Annotated in this window: 15 protein-coding genes; 11 read left to right on the top strand and 4 right to left on the bottom strand. The window is 71.5% G+C overall.

All coding sequences use genetic code 11. The annotated features are described in order from the left end of the window. Positions 1-44: 44 nt before the first annotated feature. Positions 45-905 carry a bifunctional DNA-formamidopyrimidine glycosylase/DNA-(apurinic or apyrimidinic site) lyase gene (gene mutM / locus ACYF6T_RS24645; protein WP_461699014.1) on the top strand — a complete coding sequence of 287 codons (861 nt, stop codon included), beginning with the start codon at positions 45-47 and terminating at the stop codon, positions 903-905. Here mutM and ACYF6T_RS24640 read toward each other — a convergent pair. Further along, positions 878-1,279, bottom strand: a complete 402-nt coding sequence (locus tag ACYF6T_RS24640; RefSeq protein ID WP_461699013.1) for a winged helix-turn-helix transcriptional regulator — start codon at positions 1,277-1,279, stop codon at positions 878-880. The two genes, mutM and ACYF6T_RS24640, sit on opposite strands and share 28 nt — an antisense overlap. A gap of 118 nt (positions 1,280-1,397) precedes the next feature. Here ACYF6T_RS24640 and ACYF6T_RS24635 point away from each other — a divergent pair, with 118 nt between their 5' ends. Next, entirely contained in the window at positions 1,398-1,979 is a 582-nt protein-coding gene (locus ACYF6T_RS24635) for a flavodoxin family protein (protein WP_461699012.1), read from the top strand. 31 nt (positions 1,980-2,010) lie between these two features. On the opposite strand, the gene ACYF6T_RS24630 is transcribed toward ACYF6T_RS24635, so the two are convergent. Then, on the bottom strand, positions 2,011-3,144 hold the full coding sequence (locus ACYF6T_RS24630; protein WP_461699011.1) for a CAP domain-containing protein: 1,134 nt from the start codon (positions 3,142-3,144) through the stop codon (positions 2,011-2,013). A 167-nt stretch (positions 3,145-3,311) separates the two neighbouring features. Here ACYF6T_RS24630 and ACYF6T_RS24625 point away from each other — a divergent pair, with 167 nt between their 5' ends. The 4 genes from ACYF6T_RS24625 (at position 3,312) to ACYF6T_RS24610 (ending at position 9,592) form a co-directional block, all read left to right on the top strand. Then, positions 3,312-3,593 carry an acylphosphatase gene (locus ACYF6T_RS24625; protein WP_461699009.1) on the top strand — a complete coding sequence of 94 codons (282 nt, stop codon included), beginning with the start codon at positions 3,312-3,314 and terminating at the stop codon, positions 3,591-3,593. Positions 3,594-3,975: 382 nt separating this feature from the next. Further along, the gene (locus ACYF6T_RS24620) at positions 3,976-4,179 is read left to right on the top strand and encodes a hypothetical protein (protein ID WP_003997584.1); all 204 of its coding nucleotides are present in this window, start codon (positions 3,976-3,978) and stop codon (positions 4,177-4,179) included. 206 nt (positions 4,180-4,385) lie between these two features. Continuing rightward, positions 4,386-7,988 carry a chromosome segregation protein SMC gene (gene smc, locus ACYF6T_RS24615; protein ID WP_461699008.1) on the top strand — a complete coding sequence of 1,201 codons (3,603 nt, stop codon included), beginning with the start codon at positions 4,386-4,388 and terminating at the stop codon, positions 7,986-7,988. A gap of 185 nt (positions 7,989-8,173) precedes the next feature. Then, complete coding sequence (locus tag ACYF6T_RS24610; protein ID WP_461699006.1) at positions 8,174-9,592, top strand: sugar porter family MFS transporter; 1,419 nt, start codon at positions 8,174-8,176, stop codon at positions 9,590-9,592. Between the two features lie 87 nt (positions 9,593-9,679). On the opposite strand, the gene ACYF6T_RS24605 is transcribed toward ACYF6T_RS24610, so the two are convergent. Further along, complete coding sequence (locus tag ACYF6T_RS24605; RefSeq protein WP_461699004.1) at positions 9,680-10,651, bottom strand: LLM class flavin-dependent oxidoreductase; 972 nt, start codon at positions 10,649-10,651, stop codon at positions 9,680-9,682. A 108-nt stretch (positions 10,652-10,759) separates the two neighbouring features. On the opposite strand from ACYF6T_RS24605, the gene ftsY reads away from it, so the two are divergent. Next, positions 10,760-11,965 (top strand): signal recognition particle-docking protein FtsY, encoded by a 1,206-nt coding sequence (gene ftsY, locus ACYF6T_RS24600; protein WP_461699003.1) that lies wholly within the window; start codon positions 10,760-10,762, stop codon positions 11,963-11,965. 102 nt (positions 11,966-12,067) lie between these two features. On the opposite strand, the gene ACYF6T_RS24595 is transcribed toward ftsY, so the two are convergent. Continuing rightward, positions 12,068-12,724 (bottom strand): bifunctional DNA primase/polymerase, encoded by a 657-nt coding sequence (locus ACYF6T_RS24595; RefSeq protein ID WP_461699002.1) that lies wholly within the window; start codon positions 12,722-12,724, stop codon positions 12,068-12,070. A 446-nt stretch (positions 12,725-13,170) separates the two neighbouring features. Here ACYF6T_RS24595 and nsdA point away from each other — a divergent pair, with 446 nt between their 5' ends. The 4 genes from nsdA (at position 13,171) to ACYF6T_RS24575 (ending at position 19,102) form a co-directional block, all read left to right on the top strand. Further along, entirely contained in the window at positions 13,171-14,649 is a 1,479-nt protein-coding gene (nsdA, locus tag ACYF6T_RS24590) for a transcriptional repressor NsdA (RefSeq protein WP_461699001.1), read from the top strand. A 312-nt stretch (positions 14,650-14,961) separates the two neighbouring features. Beyond that, positions 14,962-16,293 carry an ammonium transporter gene (locus tag ACYF6T_RS24585; protein WP_461698999.1) on the top strand — a complete coding sequence of 444 codons (1,332 nt, stop codon included), beginning with the start codon at positions 14,962-14,964 and terminating at the stop codon, positions 16,291-16,293. Then, entirely contained in the window at positions 16,290-16,628 is a 339-nt protein-coding gene (locus tag ACYF6T_RS24580; protein ID WP_003997576.1) for a P-II family nitrogen regulator, read from the top strand. The genes ACYF6T_RS24585 and ACYF6T_RS24580 overlap by 4 nt, the downstream gene beginning before the upstream one ends. A 26-nt stretch (positions 16,629-16,654) precedes the next feature. Continuing rightward, a complete protein-coding gene (locus ACYF6T_RS24575; RefSeq protein ID WP_461698996.1) occupies positions 16,655-19,102 on the top strand; it encodes a [protein-PII] uridylyltransferase in 2,448 nt (815 codons plus the stop codon). Positions 19,103-19,174 lie beyond the last annotated feature (72 nt).

Here is a 19,174-nt window from a genome sequence, read left to right as displayed (position 1 = left end):
TCCCTCCGGGGCGGGCGCTCGACTCATCCACAACGGGGGTACCGGTGCCCGAGCTGCCCGAGGTCGAGGTCGTCCGGCGGGGTCTGGAGCGGTGGGTCGCCCATCGTGTCGTGGCCGACGTCGAGGTGCTGCACCCGCGTGCCGTGCGCCGCCACGTCGCCGGCCCCGACGACTTCGCGCACCGTCTCAAGGGTCACCGCGTGGGCGTCCCGAGCCGGCGCGGCAAGTACCTGTGGCTGCCCCTGGAGGACACGCGTCAGTCCGTCCTGGCCCACCTCGGCATGAGCGGCCAGCTCCTGGTCCAGCCGGCCACGGCCCCCGACGAGAAGCACCTGCGCATCCGCGCCCGCTTCGCCGACGATGCTGGCACCGAACTCCGCTTCGTCGACCAACGCACCTTCGGCGGACTGTCGTTGCACGACAACACCCCCGAGGGCCTGCCCGACGTCATCGCGCACATCGCCCGTGACCCCCTCGACCCGCTGTTCGACGACGAGGCCTTCCACCAGGCCCTGCGCCGCAAGCGCACCACCATCAAACGGGCCCTGCTGGACCAGTCGTTGATCAGCGGAGTCGGCAACATCTACGCGGACGAGGCGCTGTGGCGCGCCCGCATCCACTACGAGCGCCCGACGGCCGGCTTCACCCGCCCGCGCACGGCCGAACTCCTCGGCCACGTACGGGACGTGATGAACGCGGCCCTCGCCGTCGGCGGCACCAGCTTCGACAGCCTCTACGTCAACGTCAACGGCGAGTCGGGCTACTTCGACCGCTCGCTTGACGCGTACGGCCGTGCGGGGCTGCCGTGCAGGCGGTGCGGTACGCCGATGCGCAGGCGGCCCTGGATGAACCGGTCCAGCTACTTCTGCCCGCGCTGTCAGAGGGCGCCGCGCGTGGCGTCGTAACGCTCCCGGGCGGCGAGGACGTCGTCCATCCGGCCCTCCAGCAGACGGATGAGGCCGAGGAGCCGCTCGGCGACCTGACGGCCCAGCGGTGTCAGTTCGTAGTCCACGCGGGGCGGGTTCGTCGGCTGCGCCTCGCGGTGCACCAGCCCGTCGCGCTCCAGGGCGTGCAGCGTCTGGGAGAGCATCTTCTCGCTCACGCCGTCGACCCGGCGCCGCAGCTCGTTGAAGCGCAGCGAGCCCTCGTGCAGCGCGCCGAGCGTGAGCGCGCCCCAGCGCCCCGTCACATGCTCCAGCGTGCCGCGCGAAGGGCAGGCCTTGGCGAACACGTTGTACGGCAGATCCTGCGTCGCCGTGCGCTCCTGCGTGGTGTCCATGCCTCAAGCGTACTCGAACGCAGCGCTAACTCGCAGGTTGCACTAACCAGAAGTTAGTGCTTTCCTTTCGATATCGCCGGTCATCGCCGGCTGCCGCTGATTCCCAGGAGTACCCATCGTGACCACCCCTGTCGTCTCCATCGCCTATCACTCCGGCTACGGCCACACCGCCGTGCTCGCCGAGGCCGTCCGTGCCGGTGCCGCCGAGGCGGGTGCCGAGGTGCACCTGATCAACGTCGACGAGATCACCGACGAGCAGTGGGCGGTGCTGGACCGCTCGGACGCCATCGTCTTCGGCTCGCCGACCTACATGGGCACCGCGTCCGGCGCCTTCCACGTGTTCGCCGAGGCGTCCTCCAAGCGCTGGTTCGGGCAGGACTGGAAGGACAAGCTGGCCGCCGGGTTCACCAACTCCGGCTCCAAGAGCGGCGACAAGCTGCACACCCTGCAGTTCTTCCAGATCCTCGCCGGCCAGCACGGCATGCACTGGGTCAACCTCGGCCTGCACCCCGGCTGGAACAACAGCGAGGGCTCCGAGCACGACCTCAACCGCCTCGGCGTCTTCGCCGGCGCCGCCGCCCAGACCAACGTCGACGAGGGCCCGGAAGCCGTCCACAAGGCCGACGTCAAGACGGCGGAGCACCTGGGACGCCGGGTGACGGAGACGGCGCGGGTGTTCCGCCTGGGCCGCGCCGCCTGAACGCCGTGGGGCCGGCTCGCCGTACGGCCGTCTAGTAGCCGAAGTCCTGCGTCCACCAGGGGCCGCCCGTGCCGAAGTGCACGCCGACGCCGAGGGTCTTGAAGTCGCAGTTCAGGATGTTCGCCCGGTGGCCGGGGCTGTTCATCCACGCCTCCATCACCGCCGCCGGGTCGGCCTGGCCCCGGGCGATGTTCTCGCCGCCGAGGTCGGTGATGCCGAGCTTGGCGGCCCGGTCCCACGGCGTGGCGCCGCTGGGATCGGTGTGGTCGAAGAAGTTCTGCGAGGCCATCGCCTCGCTGAAGTTCTCGGCGAGGTCGGTCAGCGAGCTGTTCGCGGCGACCGCGCTGCAGCCGACCTTGGCCCGCTCCTCGTTGACCAGCCTGAGCACCTCCGCCTCGGCGGCGGCCTGCGCGGAGACCGTCACCGGGGCGGCGGTCTGCCGGGGCGGGCTGGTCTCCTTCTGCGACGGCGTGGCCGACGGCTTCTCGCTGGGCGTGGCCGTCGGCTTCTTCGTCGGTGCCTCGCTCGGCGCCGCCGTGGAGGTGGACGTGGACGGCGCGGCGGAGGGCGAGGCCGACCGGTCGGAGTCCCGGCTGGTGGACGACCCGTCGTCCCGGCCGGTGGCGCTCCCGGAGGTGCCGCCCTGCTCGGTGGCGCTGTTGGTCGGCGTCCCCGCCGCCTGTGCCGAGCCGCCGCTGCTGCTGCTGCCGCCGAGCTTGTAGTTGTCCAGGCCCGGCACCGCGCCCGTGGCCACCGCGACCGTGCCGATGGCGACCGCGGCGGAGACCCCGAGCAGGCCGGACTTCACCGGTGTCACGGTCTTCTTCTTCCGCCGCCGGCTCCCACCGCGCCGGGAGCCCTTGTCGGGCGCGAACCCGTGCTCCGGGAAGACCGTGGCGAAGTCCTCCTCCGTGGCGAACAGGTACGCGGCACTGCGCGCGTCCGCCTCGGCGTAGGCCTCGGTGTCCAGATACGGCGCCGTGCCCATGCGGGCGGAGGCGGACGCGGTGCCGCCCGCGTACTCCTGCGGCCCGTCGTAGCTGTACGAGTACTTCCGCGGGTCGAAGCCGTCCGTGCCGTCCGTGTGGGAACGGTCCGTACCTGTGACCCCCGTGGCGCGGCCCGTGGCGGCGCGGCCGGCGGCGGAGCGTCGGTGGCGTCCCATGTCCATGCCTTCCTCGTGCTGCGGTCAACCCGGCTCATGCGATCTTGCGGGTGACGCAACTCACTCGATGGAGTGAGTTTCATATGAGATTCATTGGGTGGGGACGGTACCGCATGGCGCCAGAGGAGGAAGTGTCCGGAGAGACATTGGCCGGTTAGGTTGCACCCATGAGCGAGGATGTGCGGATGGTCGCCTGGGTGCGAGGACGCGTCCAAGGTGTGGGTTTTCGCTGGTTCACGCGGGCCAAGGCCCTCGAGCTCGGCGGCCTGAGTGGTTTTGCTCTCAATTTGGGCGACGGACGCGTCCAGGTGGTCGCGGAGGGCTCGCGAGAGCGGTGTGAAGGTCTTCTGGAGTGGCTCCAGAGTGACGACACGCCCGGGCGCGTGGACGGCGTCACCGAGATCTGGGACACACCCCGTGGGGGTTACGACGGCTTCGCCATCCGCTGAGCCGGTTCTGTAAAGCGGCCCAGGCGGAAGCCGGGGGACATGCCGCGGGCGGCTGCCGGAAGCAGAAATGGCCTGGTGGTTGCCAAGAACCGCTTGCTCTGGCAGGCTCCGGCACGTAAGGATGATCGCCACGCCCTGAGGGCCCCGCAGGAGTCGCAACGCCGCCGATCCGGCCGCGTTCCCCCGGGTTGCCCGCCAATACGGGGCGTGATCGTGTTGACCGTCAAACTTTTTGGTGAGACGCTGAAAGCACCCCGCGCACCCTAGCTGTTTGGCATGGTTGAACAGCAGCACAAACTCAACAGTGCCAAGCACCGCGGGTGCGAATCCCTCACGACCCACACCGCTTCGGTCGGTCACTCAGTGTGGAGGACCATCCATCATGGCAAAGGCGCTTCTCGGTTACGTCGGCGGCTCCGACCCTCGACTCCTCGCCGAGATGCGACGGCTCCAGCAGCGCGTGCAGGATCTGGAATCCGAGCTCGTACGGATCCAGGCCGAGAACGACGCTCTGCAGGCTGCCGCTTCTCACGACAGGATCATGGAGAGCATCGACGCACACCAGGCGGAGCCTGCGCTCACCTGATCACTGCATCACACGATGACGGCAGTGGTTGGACCGCCCGTATCCACCGCTCAGTTGTCAGATTTGCAAGGGACGCTTCGGCGTCCCTTCTTTCTTTCCCCCGCGCATCCTTTCACTGTCTTTAACGTCTGGTGTGCCCTGCACGTTCATGGGTGAAACCGCGGGTTCATGGAGTGAGACACCCCTGGCAGGTAGAGTCCAGCGGCGTGCACCTCAAGGCCCTGACCCTCCGCGGGTTCAAGTCGTTCGCCTCGGCGACCACGCTCCGGTTCGAGCCGGGGATCACGTGTGTCGTGGGGCCGAACGGCTCGGGCAAGTCCAACGTCGTCGACGCCCTCAGCTGGGTGATGGGCGAGCAGGGCGCCAAGTCGCTGCGCGGCGGCAAGATGGAGGACGTCATCTTCGCCGGCACCACCGGCCGCCCGCCGCTGGGCCGCGCCGAGGTGTCCCTGACCATCGACAACTCCGACGGCGCGCTGCCCATCGAGTACGCCGAGGTCACCATCACGCGGATCATGTTCCGCAACGGCGGCAGCGAGTACCAGATCAACGGCGACACCTGCCGCCTGCTCGACATCCAGGAACTGCTCTCCGACTCCGGCATCGGCCGCGAGATGCACGTCATCGTCGGCCAGGGCCAGCTCGACTCCGTCCTGCACGCCGATCCCATGGGCCGCCGCGCCTTCATCGAGGAGGCCGCCGGCGTCCTCAAGCACCGCAAGCGCAAGGAGAAGGCGCTGCGCAAGCTGGACGCCATGCAGGCCAACCTCGCGCGCGTGCAGGACCTCACCGACGAACTCCGCCGCCAGCTCAAGCCCCTGGGCCGCCAGGCCGCCGTCGCACGCCGCGCCGCCGTCATCCAGGCCGACCTGCGCGACGCCCGCCTGCGCCTGCTCGCCGACGATCTCGTACGGCTGCGCCAGGCGCTACAGGCCGAGGTCGCGGACGAGGCCGCGCTGAAGGAACGCAAGGAAGCCGCCGAGCAGGAGCTGAAGAAGGCCCTCCAGCGCGAGGCGCTCCTGGAGGACGAGGTCCGCCGGCTCACCCCCCGCCTTCAGCGGGCCCAGCAGACCTGGTACGAGCTCTCCCAGCTCGCCGAGCGCGTGCGCGGCACGATCTCGCTGGCCGACGCCCGCGTCAAGAGCGCCACCTCGGCGCCTCCGGAGGAGCGGCGCGGCCGTGATCCGGAGGACATGGAGCGCGAGGCCGCCCGCATCCGCGAGCAGGAGGCCGAGCTGGAGGCCGCCCTGGAGGCCGCCGAGCGCGCCCTGGAGGACACGGTCGCGCACCGCGCCGAGCTGGAGCGCTCGCTCGCCGAGGAGGAACGGCGCCTGAAGGACGTGGCCCGCGCCATCGCCGACCGCCGCGAGGGCCTGGCCCGTCTGGGCGGCCAGGTCAACGCGGCCCGCTCCCGCGCCGCCTCCGCCCAGGCCGAGATCGACCGCCTGGCCGCGGCGCGGGACGAGGCCCGGGAGCGGGCCGTCGCCGCGCAGGAGGAGTACGAGGCCCTGAAGGCGGAGGTCGACGAACTCGACGCGGGCGACACGGAGCTGGCGGAACGGCACGAGGCGGCCAAGCGACGGCTGGCGGAGGCGGAAGCGGCCCTGACGGCGGCCCGCGAGGCGGCCACGGCGGCGGAGCGCAGGCGCGCGGCGACGCAGGCCCGGCACGATGCGCTGGCGCTGGGCCTGCGCCGCAAGGACGGCACGGGCGCCTTGCTGGACGCGAAGGACCGTCTCACCGGGCTGCTGGGTCCGGCCGCCGAGCTGTTGACGGTGACACCGGGCTACGAGGTCCCCCTGGCGGCAGCTCTCGGCGCGGCGGCGGATGCCGTGGCGGTCACCTCCCCATCGGCGGCGGCGGACGCGATCCGGCTGCTGCGTAAGCAGGACGCGGGCCGAGCGTCTCTGTTGCCGGCAGGGGAAGCGCCTCAGAGGGACGCGGGGCCGCATCAACATGCGGCTCCGCCGCGGGGCGCGACCAGCCACGACGAAGCCGCACCCGCCGGACGGCACTACGCGGCGGACCTCGTCCGCGCCCCTTCCGACCTCATGCCCGCCGTCCGCCGCCTCCTGCACGGCATCGTCGTCGTCAACACGCTCGAAGACGCCGAAGAGCTCGTCTACAGCCACCCCCACCTCACCGCCGTCACCGCCGAAGGCGACCTCCTCGGCGCCCACTTCGCCCACGGCGGCTCCGCGGGCGCCCCCAGCCTCCTCGAAGTCCAGGCGTCCGTCGACGAGGCGGCCGCCGAGCTGCGGGAACTGGCCGTCCGCTGCGAGGAGCTCACCGAAGCCCAGCACGCGGCGCAGGAACGCCGCCGCGAGTGCGCCGCCCTCGTGGAGGAACTCGGCGAGCGCCGCCGCGCCGCCGACCGCGAGAAGTCGGCCGTGGCCCAGCAGCTCGGCCGCCTCGCCGGCCAGGCTCGGGGCGCGGCCGGTGAGGCCGAACGCTCCACCGCGGCCGCCGCGCGAGCGCAGGACGCCCTGGACAAGGCCCTGCAAGAGGTCGAGGAACTCGCCGAACGCCTCGCCGTCGCCGAGGAGATGCCGGTCGAGGAGGAACCCGACACCTCGGTCCGCGACCGCCTCGCCGCCGACGGCGCCAACGCCCGCCAGACCGAGATGGAGGCCCGCCTCCAGGTCCGTACGCACGAAGAACGCGTCAAGGGGCTCGCCGGCCGCGCCGACTCCCTCGACCGCGCCGCCCGAGCGGAGCGCGAGGCACGCGCGCGTGCCGAACAGCGCCGGGCGCGGCTGCGCCACGAGGCGGCCGTCGCCGAAGCGGTCGCCTCCGGTGCCCGGCAGTTGCTCGCGCACGTCGAGGTCTCCCTCGCCCGCGCCGACGCCGAGCGCACCGCCGCCGAGGCCGCCAAGGCGCGCCGGGAGCAGGAGCTGGCGGCCGCCCGCACCGCCGGCCGCGACCTGAAGGCCGAACTCGACAAGCTGACCGACTCGGTGCACCGCGGCGAGGTCCTCGGCGCCGAGAAGCGGCTGCGGATCGAGCAGTTGGAGACGAGGGCGCTGGAGGAGCTGGGCGTGGAGCCGGCGGGGCTGGTCGACGAGTACGGCCCCCACCGGCTCGTACCGCCCTCCCCGCCCGCCGAGGGCGAGGAGCTGCCCGAGGACCCCGAGCACCCCCGCAACCAGCCGAAGCCGTTCCACCGGGCCGAGCAGGAGAAGCGGCTCAAGGCCGCCGAGCGGGCCTACCAGCAGCTCGGCAAGGTCAACCCGCTCGCCCTGGAGGAGTTCGCCGCGCTGGAGGAACGCCACAAGTTCCTCAGCGAGCAGCTGGAGGACCTGAAGAAGACCCGCGCCGACCTGCTCCAGGTCGTCAAGGAGGTCGACGAACGCGTCGAGCAGGTCTTCACCGAGGCCTACCGGGACACGGCCCGCGAGTTCGAGGGCGTCTTCAGCCGGCTCTTCCCCGGCGGCGAGGGGCGGCTCATCCTGACCGACCCCGACAACATGCTGACCACGGGCGTCGACGTCGAGGCCCGCCCGCCGGGCAAGAAGGTCAAGCGGCTGAGCCTGCTCTCCGGTGGCGAGCGCTCGCTCACCGCCGTGGCGTTGCTGGTGTCGATCTTCAAGGCCCGGCCGAGCCCGTTCTACGTCATGGACGAGGTCGAGGCCGCCCTCGACGACACCAACCTGCAGCGGCTGATCCGGATCATGCAGGAGTTGCAGGAGAGCTCTCAGCTGATCGTCATCACCCACCAGAAGCGCACGATGGAGGTCGCCGACGCGCTGTACGGCGTCTCCATGCAGGGCGACGGTGTCTCGAAGGTCATCAGCCAGAGACTCCGCTGAACGCCTTCCCTTCAAGTCTTGAACGAAACCAGGTCACCCCTGCGCTGAAATCTCACAGCTACGCCCTCTTGACTTCGAAACTTGAAGGCATAGTCTCGGCAACGTTGCTTTTACCTTCAGGTACCACCTACCTCGAAGGGCTCACCCCACCCGGCAGCGTTGCCGGTGTGCCCGAGGAGAAGAACGTGACCAGCACAGCGCAGGCACAGAAGTCAGGAGCCAGGACGGCTCATCCCGATCATCTCGGGCACGTCATCTTCATCGCGGCGGCGGCCGCGATGGGCGGTTTCCTCTTCGGCTACGACAGCTCCGTGATCAACGGCGCCGTCGAGGCCATCCGCGGCCGCTACGACATCGGCTCCGCGGCCCTCGCCCAGGTCATCGCCATCGCCCTGATCGGCTGCGCCATCGGCGCCGCGACCGCGGGCCGGATAGCCGACCGCATCGGCCGCATCCGGTGCATGCAGATCGCCGCCGTGCTGTTCACCATCAGCGCCGTCGGCTCGGCGCTGCCCTTCGCGCTGTGGGACCTCGCCTTCTGGCGCATCGTCGGCGGCTTCGCCATCGGCATGGCCTCCGTGATCGGCCCCGCCTACATCGCCGAGGTCGCCCCGCCTGCCTACCGTGGCCGGCTCGGCTCCTTCCAGCAGGCCGCGATCGTCGTCGGCATCGCCATCTCGCAGCTGGTCAACTGGGGTCTGCTCAACGCCGCCGGCGGCGACCAGCGCGGCAAGCTGATGGGCCTGGAGGCCTGGCAGGTCATGCTGGGCGTCATGGTGATCCCGGCCGTTCTGTACGGCCTGCTCTCCTTCGCCATCCCCGAGTCCCCGCGCTTCCTGATCTCCGTCGGCAAGCACGACCGCGCCCGCGAGATCCTCGCCGAGGTCGAGGGCCAGGACGTGAACCTGGACGCCCGCGTCGCCGAGATCGAGCACGCCATGAAGAGCGAGCACAGGTCCACCTTCAAGGACCTGCTCGGCGGCGGCTTCTTCTTCAAGCCGATCGTCTGGATCGGCATCGGCCTGTCGGTCTTCCAGCAGTTCGTCGGCATCAACGTCGCGTTCTACTACTCCTCGACGCTGTGGCAGTCGGTCGGCGTCGACCCCACGGACTCGTTCTTCTACTCCTTCACCACGTCGATCATCAACATCGTCGGCACCGTGATCGCGATGATCTTCGTCGACCGCGTCGGCCGCAAGCCGCTCGCCCTCATCGGCTCCGTCGGCATGGTCATCGGTCTCGCCCTTGAGGCCTGGGCCTTCTCGTACGACCTGGTCGACGGCAAGCTGCCGGCCGCGCAGGGCTGGACCGCCCTGATCGCCGCCCACGTGTTCGTGCTCTTCTTCGCCCTGTCCTGGGGTGTGGTCGTCTGGGTCATGCTCGGCGAGATGTTCCCCAACAAGATCCGCGCCGCCGCCCTGGGTGTGGCCGCCTCCGCGCAGTGGATCGCCAACTGGGCCATCACCGCGAGCTTCCCGTCGCTGTCCGACTGGAACCTCTCCGCGACCTACGTGATCTACACGGTCTTCGCCGCGCTGTCCGTGCCGTTCGTCCTGAAGTTCGTCAAGGAGACGAAGGGCAAGGCGCTGGAGGAGATGGGCTGAGGCCCCCCGGGGCCCCTTCCGGCCCGGGGAGACGGGCCAAGTCCCCGCTGCCCTTCTCCCCGTATCCCCACGGCGTACTGCCCCGGCTCACCCACCGAGCCGGGGCAGTACGTCCTCGCAGAACAGCCGCAGGCTGCGCCGGCCCTCGTCCACCGGCATGCCGCCCGCCAGCGGATGCAGGACGAGGTTGTCGAGCCCCAGCGCCACGCACTGGTCCGGCGTCAGGATCCGGTAGACGCCCTCGGCACGCAGCTCCGCCACGGTGGTGGCCGCCGAGCGCACCGCCGAGGTGATGTCGCCGGACTGCCAGGAGGCGTACGTCCGGGCCTCGTGCAGGAAGTGCTCGCCGTACCGCGCCCAGGCCCGGTCCGGGTCCTCGGAGAGGTGCAGTAGCGGGGTCTCGGCGGTCGGCATCATGGTCCAGCCCTCGGTGCCGTACTCGACGAGCCGCTCCTTGTAGTACGCCTCCAGCTCCGGCAGGTGCGCGCTGGGGAAGAACGGCAGACCCAGGCGGGCGGCCCGGCGGGCGGCGGCCTGGGAGGAGCCGCCGACCAGCAGCAGGGGGTGCGGCTCGGTGAAGGGGCGCGGAGTGACCCGTACCGTACGGCCGCGGTACTCGAACTCCTCCCCGGTCCACGCCTTCAGGAGGGTCTCCAGCAGCTCGTCCTGGAGCCTGCCCCGCCGCTTCCACTCCACCCCGAACTGGGCGTACTCCTCCGGCCGGTACCCGATCCCCGCGACCGTCACCAAGCGCCCGCCGCTGAGCAGGTCCAGCACGGCGATCTCCTCGGCCAGCCGCAGCGGATCGTGCAGCGGACCGATCACCGCCGAGACCGTCACCGCGATCCGCCGGGTGGCCCCGAACACGGCGGCGGCGAAGGCGAACGGCGACGGCAGCCAGTTGTTCCCGACGCCGTGGTGCTCCTCGGTCTGCACGGTGGTGACGCCGTGCTCGTCGGCGTAGCCGGCCATCTCCAGGGCGGCCTGGTAGCGCGCGCCGAGGGAGGCGGGCGTGGCCCCGGGTTCGACGAGGTTGAACCGTACGACCGTGACGGGCATGGAGATCGTCCTCCTTCGCCGGGCGGGTGTGGGGGAGGACGTTAGCTGACGACCCGTCAGACATCCAGAGGGGTGCCACGGGACCCCATGGCCGATACTGGACGCGTTATGGAAACCGTCATCCTTGCTGTAGTCATCGCCGTGGTCGTGCTCGGCGCGCTCGGCGGGCTCGTCATCGGCAGCCGGCGCAAGAAGCCGCTGCCCCCGCCGCCGCCCTCCGCGCCCGACATCACCACCCCGCCGGCCGAGCCGCACGTCGGCGACGAGGCCGAGACGCCGCGCGACGAACCGCGCCGCACGATAGAGGAGGTGGATCTTCCGGGCGGTGGCCCGGCGCCGGTCGCCGTCGAGGAACCGCCCTCCCTGGAAGTCCCCGAGATCGAGGTCCCCGAGCCGACCGCCGGCCGGCTCGTGCGCCTGCGCACCCGTCTCTCCCGCTCCCAGAACGCCCTCGGCAAGGGCCTGCTCACGCTGCTGTCGCGCGAGCACCTCGACGAGGAGACCTGGGAGGAGATCGAGGACACCCTGCTCACCGCCGACGTCGGCGTGCAGCCCACCCAGGAGCTGGTCGACGGCCTGCGCGAGCGCGTCAGGGTGCTCGGCACCCGCACCCCCGAGGAACTGCGCGGCCTGCTGCGCGACGAGCTGCTGAAGCTGGTCGGCACCGACTTCGACCGCGCGGTGAGGACCGAGCCGGAGACCGGCAAGCCCGGCATCGTGATGGTCGTCGGCGTCAACGGCACCGGCAAGACCACCACCACCGGCAAGCTCGCCCGCGTCCTGGTGGCCGACGGACAGTCCGTCGTCCTCGGCGCCGCCGACACCTTCCGTGCCGCCGCCGCCGACCAGCTGCAGACCTGGGGCGAGCGCGTCGGCGCCTACACCGTGCGCGGGCCGGAGGGCGGCGACCCCGCCTCGGTCGCCTTCGACGCGGTCAAGGAGGGCAAGGAGATGGGCGCCGACGTGGTGCTCATCGACACCGCCGGCCGCCTGCACACCAAGACCGGCCTCATGGACGAGCTCGGCAAGGTCAAGCGCGTCGTGGAGAAGCACGCGCCGCTGGACGAGGTGCTGCTCGTGCTGGACGCCACCACCGGGCAGAACGGCCTGGTGCAGGCCCGCGTCTTCGCCGAGGTCGTCGACATCACCGGCATCGTCCTGACCAAGCTGGACGGCACCGCCAAGGGCGGCATCGTGGTCGCCGTGCAGCGCGAGCTGGGCGTGCCGGTGAAGCTGGTGGGCCTGGGCGAGGGCGCGGACGACCTGGCGCCGTTCGAGCCGGAGGCGTTCGTTGACGCCCTTATCGGGGAGTGACGCCGGACAACTGTGTCGGTGCGTGGACGGAGAAGCGCCCGTTTCCCGAGGTGCAGTCGGGAGACGGGTGCTTCGCTGTGTACGGTCCTGCCACCGCCCCGGCTACGCCCGTGACCGGTGCGCCACGTACGCCAGCGTGCCCAGCAGCAGCCGTGCCGCCGGCGGCTTCGACGCCGTGTCCAGCGAGGGCGCCCGCAGCCAGCGCACCGGGCCCAGGCCGCCCCGGTCGGACGGCGGGGCCGTGATGTACGCGCCGGGGCCGAGGCCGCGCAGGTCCAGGGAGGTCGGGTCGTCCCAGCCCATGCGGTAGAGCAGGTCCGGCAGCTCGGCGGCGGCGCCGGGGGCGACGAAGAAGTGGGCGCGGCCCTCGGGGGTGGCGGTGACAGGGCCGAGCGGCAGGCCCATGCGCTCCAGGCGGACCAGGGCACGGCGCCCGGCGGGCTCGGCCACCTCGATCACGTCGAAGGCACGGCCGACCGGCAGCATCACGGAGGCGCCGGGCAGCTCCGACCAGGCCTTGGTCACGTCGTCGAGGGTGGCGCCGGCGGGGACCGGGGGCGCGAAGTCGAGCGGGTGCGCGCCCGGCGCCCGGCAGTCCGCCCGGCCGCAGGAACAGGCGCCCGCCGCGGCCCGTGCGCCCGGCACCACGTCCCAGCCCCACAGTCCCGTGTACTCGGCGACAGTCGTGCACTCCGAGGAGCGGCCGCGCCGACGCGTGCCGGAACGGATCTCCCGGATGCCGCCGATCGTGAAACCCATGCCCCCTCCAACGGTCCGAAGCGCCGACGGTTACGGCGCGGAAGCGGATCGTGACCCTCTGTGTTCCCAGTGCCCCGGCTCCGCGGGGTCTGGGCGGCGCTCGGAAGTGCCCCGGGTGGTGAGTTCGGCTGCGTGCGCCCCTGAGTGCACCACTCCGCCCACCCCCGGTCGTCCTATGTCAAGTGAATCGCGTAGTGGCGACCAGGAGTTCATTCGAAGGGGTGGCGAATGGTGGCGTTTCCGGGATCGCCATGGCTGGACGGGTGATCGTAGGATTACCGTGAGTGCACGAGGCCTGGGGGCACATGCGCTCGTGGGTATGCCGGAGGCAAGTCGGTATCCCGTTCGAAGGGTGAGAACCGGCGGACGAGAGGCCGTATTCACCGGCATTCTGATAGGGCTTGGCGCACTCGGCGACAAGTGGTCTCAGGGATGGGGGCGTTCCAGTGAGCGACAACGGCCAAGGCGGGGCGACCGCGACCGGCAGCGAGAAGCGCCCGAACGAGTTGCTCACGTCCTGGTTCGTGCGCAGCGGCTGGTCGAAGGGCGAACTGGCCCGTCAAGTCAACCGCCGGGCCCGTCAGTTGGGCGCCAACCACATCTCCACCGACACCTCGCGGGTCCGCCGCTGGCTGGACGGCGAGAACCCCCGCGAACCCATCCCCAGGATCCTGTCCGAGCTGTTCTCCGAGCGCTTCGGCCTCGTGGTCTCCGTGGAGGACCTCGGCCTGCGCGCGGCACGGCAGTCACCGTCCGTGTCCGGCGTGGACCTGCCCTGGACGGGCCCGCAGACAGTGGCCCTGCTCGGCGAGTTCTCGCGCAGCGACCTGATGCTGGCGCGGCGCGGCTTCCTCGGGAGCTCGCTGGTCCTGTCCGCGGGCCCGGCCCTCATCGAGCCCATGCAGCGCTGGCTGGTGCCCGCCCCCCAGGCCCCGCAGCCGGAGCCCGGACCCGCGAGCCGGGCCCGCGGCCGGCTGTCCAAGCCGGAGCTGGACCTCCTGGAATCCACCACGGTGATGTTCCGCCAGTGGGACGCCCAGTGCGGCGGCGGTCTGCGCCGCAAGGCGGTCGTCGGCCAGCTGCACGAGGTGACCGACCTCCTCCAGGAGCCCCAGCCCGAGGCCACCACCCGCAAGCTCTTCAAGGTCGCCGCCGAACTGGCCGAGCTGGCCGGCTGGATGTCGTACGACGTCGGTCTGCAGCCCACCGCCCAGAAGTACTTCGTGCTCGCCCTGCACGCCGCCAAGGAGGCCGGCGACAAGCCGCTCGGCTCGTACATCCTCTCCAGCATGAGCCGCCAGATGATCCACCTCGGCCGGCCCGACGACGCCCTGGAACTCATCCACCTCGCGCAGTACGGAAGCCGCGACTGCGCGAGCCCCCGCACCCAGTCGATGCTGTATGCGATGGAGGCCCGCGCCTACGCCAACATGGGCCAGCCCGGCAAGTGCAAGCGGGCCGTGCGGATGGCCGAGGACACCTTCGCCGAGACCGGCGAGTGGGACGAGCCGGACCCCGACTGGATCCGCTTCTTCTCCGAGGCCGAGCTCTACGGCGAGAACAGCCACTCCTTCCGCGACCTCGCCTATGTCGCCGGCCGCAGCCCCGCCTACGCCTCCCTGGCCGAGCCCCTGATGCAGCGGGCCGTCGACCTGTTCGCCCAGGACGACGAGCACCAGCGGTCGTACGCGCTGAACCTGATCGGCATGGCCACCGTCCACCTGCTGCGCCGCGAGCCCGAGCAGAGCGCGGTGCTGGCCGAGCGGGCCCTGCACATCGCCAAGAAGGTCCGCTCCGAGCGCGTGAACACTCGTATCCGAAAGACGGTCGACACGGCCGTACGCGACTTCGGCGAGGTGGCCGAGGTCGTGGACCTCACCGAGAAGCTCGCCATCGAGCTCCCGGAGACCGCCGAGGCGGTCTGAAACCCCTGACCCCGGCCGTGGCCGGCCCTCCCGAACTGCCCGACTCGGCTCCCCCATGCCAGGTCATCGGAAGGCCGACCGCGGCCGGATCCTTTCCCTCAGGGAAGGTTGCGCCACGATAACGATCGATACGGCGGACATCCGGCAGTTCATCGACGCGTAACACACACGGCGTCTTCGTCACGGCGGCGAAACAACGAGGGGCTTCCACCGAAACCGCGCTGCGCCAATCTCATGGCGCATAACCGGCCCACCCCTCAATCCGCTCAGGCTTCGCCCGCACGGGGCCGTACCAACGACGAGGAGACGCCGATGGCACCAGCCATCACGCTTGCCGCAGACAAGTTGTCTGCCGCCAACACAGGCTTCATGCTCATTGCTTCCGCCCTGGTGCTGATCATGACCCCGGGCCTGGCCTTCTTCTACGGAGGCATGGTCCGGGTCAAGAGCACCCTCAACATGCTGATGATGAGCTTCATCAGCATGGGCGTCATCACCATCCTGTGGGTGCTCTACGGCTTCTCGATGTCGTTCGGTACGGACCACGGCTCGCTCATCGGCTGGACCGGCGACTACGTCGGCTGGGCCGGGATCGACAAGATGGACATCTGGTCCGGCTACACGATCCCCGTGTTCGTCTTCGCCGTCTTCCAGATGATGTTCGCGATCATCACGCCCGCCCTGATAAGCGGCGCCCTCGCGGACCGCGTCAAGTTCACCGCCTGGACCCTCTTCCTCATCCTGTGGGCGACGGTCGTCTACTTCCCGGTCGCCCACTGGGTCTGGGGCACCGGCGGCTGGGCCTTCGAACTGGGCGTGATCGACTTCGCCGGCGGTACGGCGGTCCACATCAACGCCGGTGCCGCGGCCCTCGGCGTGATCCTGGTCATCGGCAAGCGCGTCGGCTTCAAGAAGGACCCGATGCGCCCGCACAGCCTCCCGCTGGTCATGCTCGGCGCCGGTCTGCTGTGGTTCGGCTGGTTCGGCTTCAACGCCGGCTCCTGGCTCGGCAACGACGACGGCGTCGGCCCGCTGATGTTCGTCAACACCCAGATCGCCACCGCCGCCGCCATGTGCGCCTGGCTCGTCTACGAGAAGATCCGCCACGGCGCGTTCACCACGCTGGGCGCCGCCTCCGGCGCGGTCGCGGGCCTGGTCGCCATCACCCCCTCGGGTGGCGCGGTCTCCCCGCTGGGCGCCATCGCGGTCGGCGCGATCGCCGGTGTCGGCTGCGCCGCCGCCGTGGGCCTGAAGTACCGCTTCAACTACGACGACTCCCTCGACGTCGTCGGTGTCCACATGGTCGGCGGTATCCTCGGCTCCCTGCTGATCGGCCTGTTCGCCAGCGGCAAGGGCCAGTCCGACGTGAAGGGCCTCTTCTACGGCGGCGGGATGCACCAGTTCTGGATCCAGTGCGCCGGTGTCTTCGGTGTCCTCGCCTACTCCCTGATCGCCTCCGCGATCCTCGCCTTCATCCTCGACAAGACCATCGGCATGCGGGTCAGCGAGGACGAGGAGATCTCCGGAATCGACCAGGCCGAGCACGCCGAGACCGCATACGACTTCAGCGGGGCCGGCGGCGGTGCCGCCCGGACCGCCGTCCCGGCCGGTGTCGGCGCCGACAGCAAGAAGGTGGACGCATGAAGCTCATCACCGCCGTCGTCAAGCCGCACCGGCTCGACGAGATCAAGGAAGCCCTCCAGGCCTTCGGGGTGCACGGCCTGACGGTCACCGAGGCGAGCGGTTACGGTCGTCAGCGGGGTCACACCGAGGTCTACCGTGGTGCCGAGTACACCGTCGACCTGGTGCCCAAGATCCGCATCGAGGTGCTGGCCGAGGACGACGACGCCGAGCAGCTGATCGACGTCATCGTCAAGGCGGCCCGCACCGGCAAGATCGGTGACGGCAAGGTCTGGTCCCTGCCGGTCGAGACGGCCGTCCGGGTCCGGACCGGCGAGCGCGGACCCGACGCGCTCTGACCGGAGAACAGAACAGGAGCTGCTGGGTGTCGAGTACGGACGTGCGCAACGAAGCAGAGGACTCGGGACCCAGCGGCTACGCGGCGGCCCGGCTGCACCTCCTCACCGAGGGGGAGCGGTCCGGGCCGCCGCGCCGTGCGGCCCTGTCGGAGCTGACCGACGACTGGCTGACAGGGCTGTTCGGCGCGGCGGCCGAGGGGATGCGCGGGGTGTCGCTGGTCGCCGTCGGCGGCTACGGGCGCGGCGAGCTGTCCCCGCGCAGCGACCTGGACCTGCTGCTCCTGCACGACGGCGGCGACACCAAGGCGATCGCCGCCCTGGCCGACCGCATCTGGTACCCCGTCTGGGACCTCGGCCTCGCCCTCGACCACTCCGTGCGCACCCCCGGAGAGGCCCGCAAGACCGCCGGCGAGGACCTGAAGGTCCAGCTCGGCCTCCTCGACGCCCGCCACATCGCCGGCGACCTGGGGCTGACCGCGGCCCTGCGCACCGCCGTCCTCGCCGACTGGCGCAACCAGGCGCCCAAGCGCCTGCCCGAACTCCAGGAACTGTGCGCCGAACGCGCCGACCGCCAGGGCGAGCTGCAGTACCTGCTGGAGCCCGACCTCAAGGAGGCCCGCGGCGGCCTGCGCGACGCCACCACCCTGCGCGCCGTCGCCGCCTCCTGGCTGGCCGACGCCCCCCGCGAGGGCCTCGACGACGCCCGGCGCCGGCTGCTCGACGTCCGCGACGCCCTGCACCTCACCACGGGCCGCGCCACCGACCGGCTCGCGCTCCAGGAACAGGACCAGGTCGCCGCCGAACTGGGACTGCTCGACGCCGACACCCTGCTGCGCCAGGTCTACGAGGCGGCGCGGGTCATCTCGTACGCCAGTGACGTCACCTGGCGCGAAGTGGGGCGCGTGCTGCGTTCGCGCGCCGTACGGCCCCGGCTGCGCGCCATGCTCGGGGGCGGCAAACCCGTCGCCGAGCGCTCCCCGCTGGCCGAGGGCGTGGTCGAGCAGGACGGCGAGGTGGTGCTCGCCCGCGCCGCGCGCCCCGAGCGCGACCCGGTGCTGCCGCTGCGCGCCGCTGCCGCCGCCGCGCAGGCCGGCCTGCCGCTCTCCCTGCACGCCGTACGGCGCCTGGCGGCCACCGTGCGCCCGCTGCCCACACCCTGGCCCGCCGAGGCGCGCGAACAGCTCGTCACCCTGCTCGGCTCCGGCCGGCCCACCGTCGAGGTGTGGGAGGCGCTGGAGGCCGAGGGCCTGATCACCCGCCTGCTGCCCGACTGGGAGCGGGTGCGCTGCCGGCCGCAGCGCAACGCCGTGCACGTCTGGACCGTCGACCGGCACCTGATCGAGACCGCCGTGCGCGCCTCCGAGTTCACCCGCCGCGTCAGCCGCCCCGACCTGCTCCTGGTCGCCGCGCTGCTGCACGACATCGGCAAGGGCTGGCCCGGCGACCACTCGGTGGCCGGCGAGATCATCGCCAAGGACGTCGCCGCCCGCATCGGCTTCGACCGCGCGGACGTCACGGTGCTCTCCACGCTCGTACGCCACCACCTCCTGCTCATCGAGACCGCCACCCGGCGCGACCTGGAGGACCCCGCCACCGTCCGCTCGGTCGCCGAGGCGGTCGGCACACAGAGCACCCTGGAACTGCTGCACGCCCTCACCGAGGCGGACGCCCTGGCCACCGGGCCGGCGGCCTGGTCGTCCTGGCGCGGCTCCCTCGTCGCCGACCTGGTCAAGCGGGTCTCGGCGGTGTTCGCCGGGGACGACCTGGACGAGCCCGAGGCCGCCGCGCCCACCGCCGAGCAGGAACGGCTCGCCATCGAGGCGATCGCCACCGGCAGTCCGGTGCTGGCGCTGCGCGCGCAGACCGAGCCGCCGACCGAGGACCAGCCCGCCGGGGACCCCGAGCCGCTCGGGGTCGAGCTGCTCATCGCCGTACCCGACCAGCCGGGCGTCCTGCCCGCGGTCGCCGGCGTCCTCGCCATGCACCGGCTGACCGTCCGCACCGCCGAACTGCGCGCCCAGGAGCTGCCGGACGGCGTCGAGGGCGCGGTGCTGCTGCTGGACTGGCGGGTCGCCGCCGAGTACGGCTCCCTGCCCCAGGCCGCCCGGCTGCGGGCGGATCTCGTACGGGCGCTGGACGGCACCCTGGACATCGCCGGCCGTCTCGCCGAACGCGACGCCGCCTACCCCAGGCGCCGCGGCTGGGTGGCCCCGGCCGCCCGCGTCACGGTCGCCCCGGCCGCCTCCCGGCACGCCACGGTGATCGAGGTCCGCGCCCAGGACGCGCCGGGCCTGCTGTTCCGCATCGGACGGGCGCTGGAGGAGGCGAGCGTACGGGTGCGCAGCGCGCACGTGTCGACGCTGGGCGCGAACGCGGTGGACGCCTTCTACGTCACCGGGCCCGACGGGGCGCCCCTGCCGGGCGACGAGGCGGCGAGCGTGGCACGCAAGCTGGAGGAGACGCTGCGGGGGTGACCCCGAAGGGGTCCGGGCGGGTCGATTGTCTTGCGCGGCCGGATACCCTGGAAGACGCTCACACTGCCCCCG

The sequence above is a fragment of the Streptomyces sp. 7R007 genome (assembly GCF_054850255.1).
This window is presented reverse-complemented; position numbering and strand designations above follow the sequence as displayed.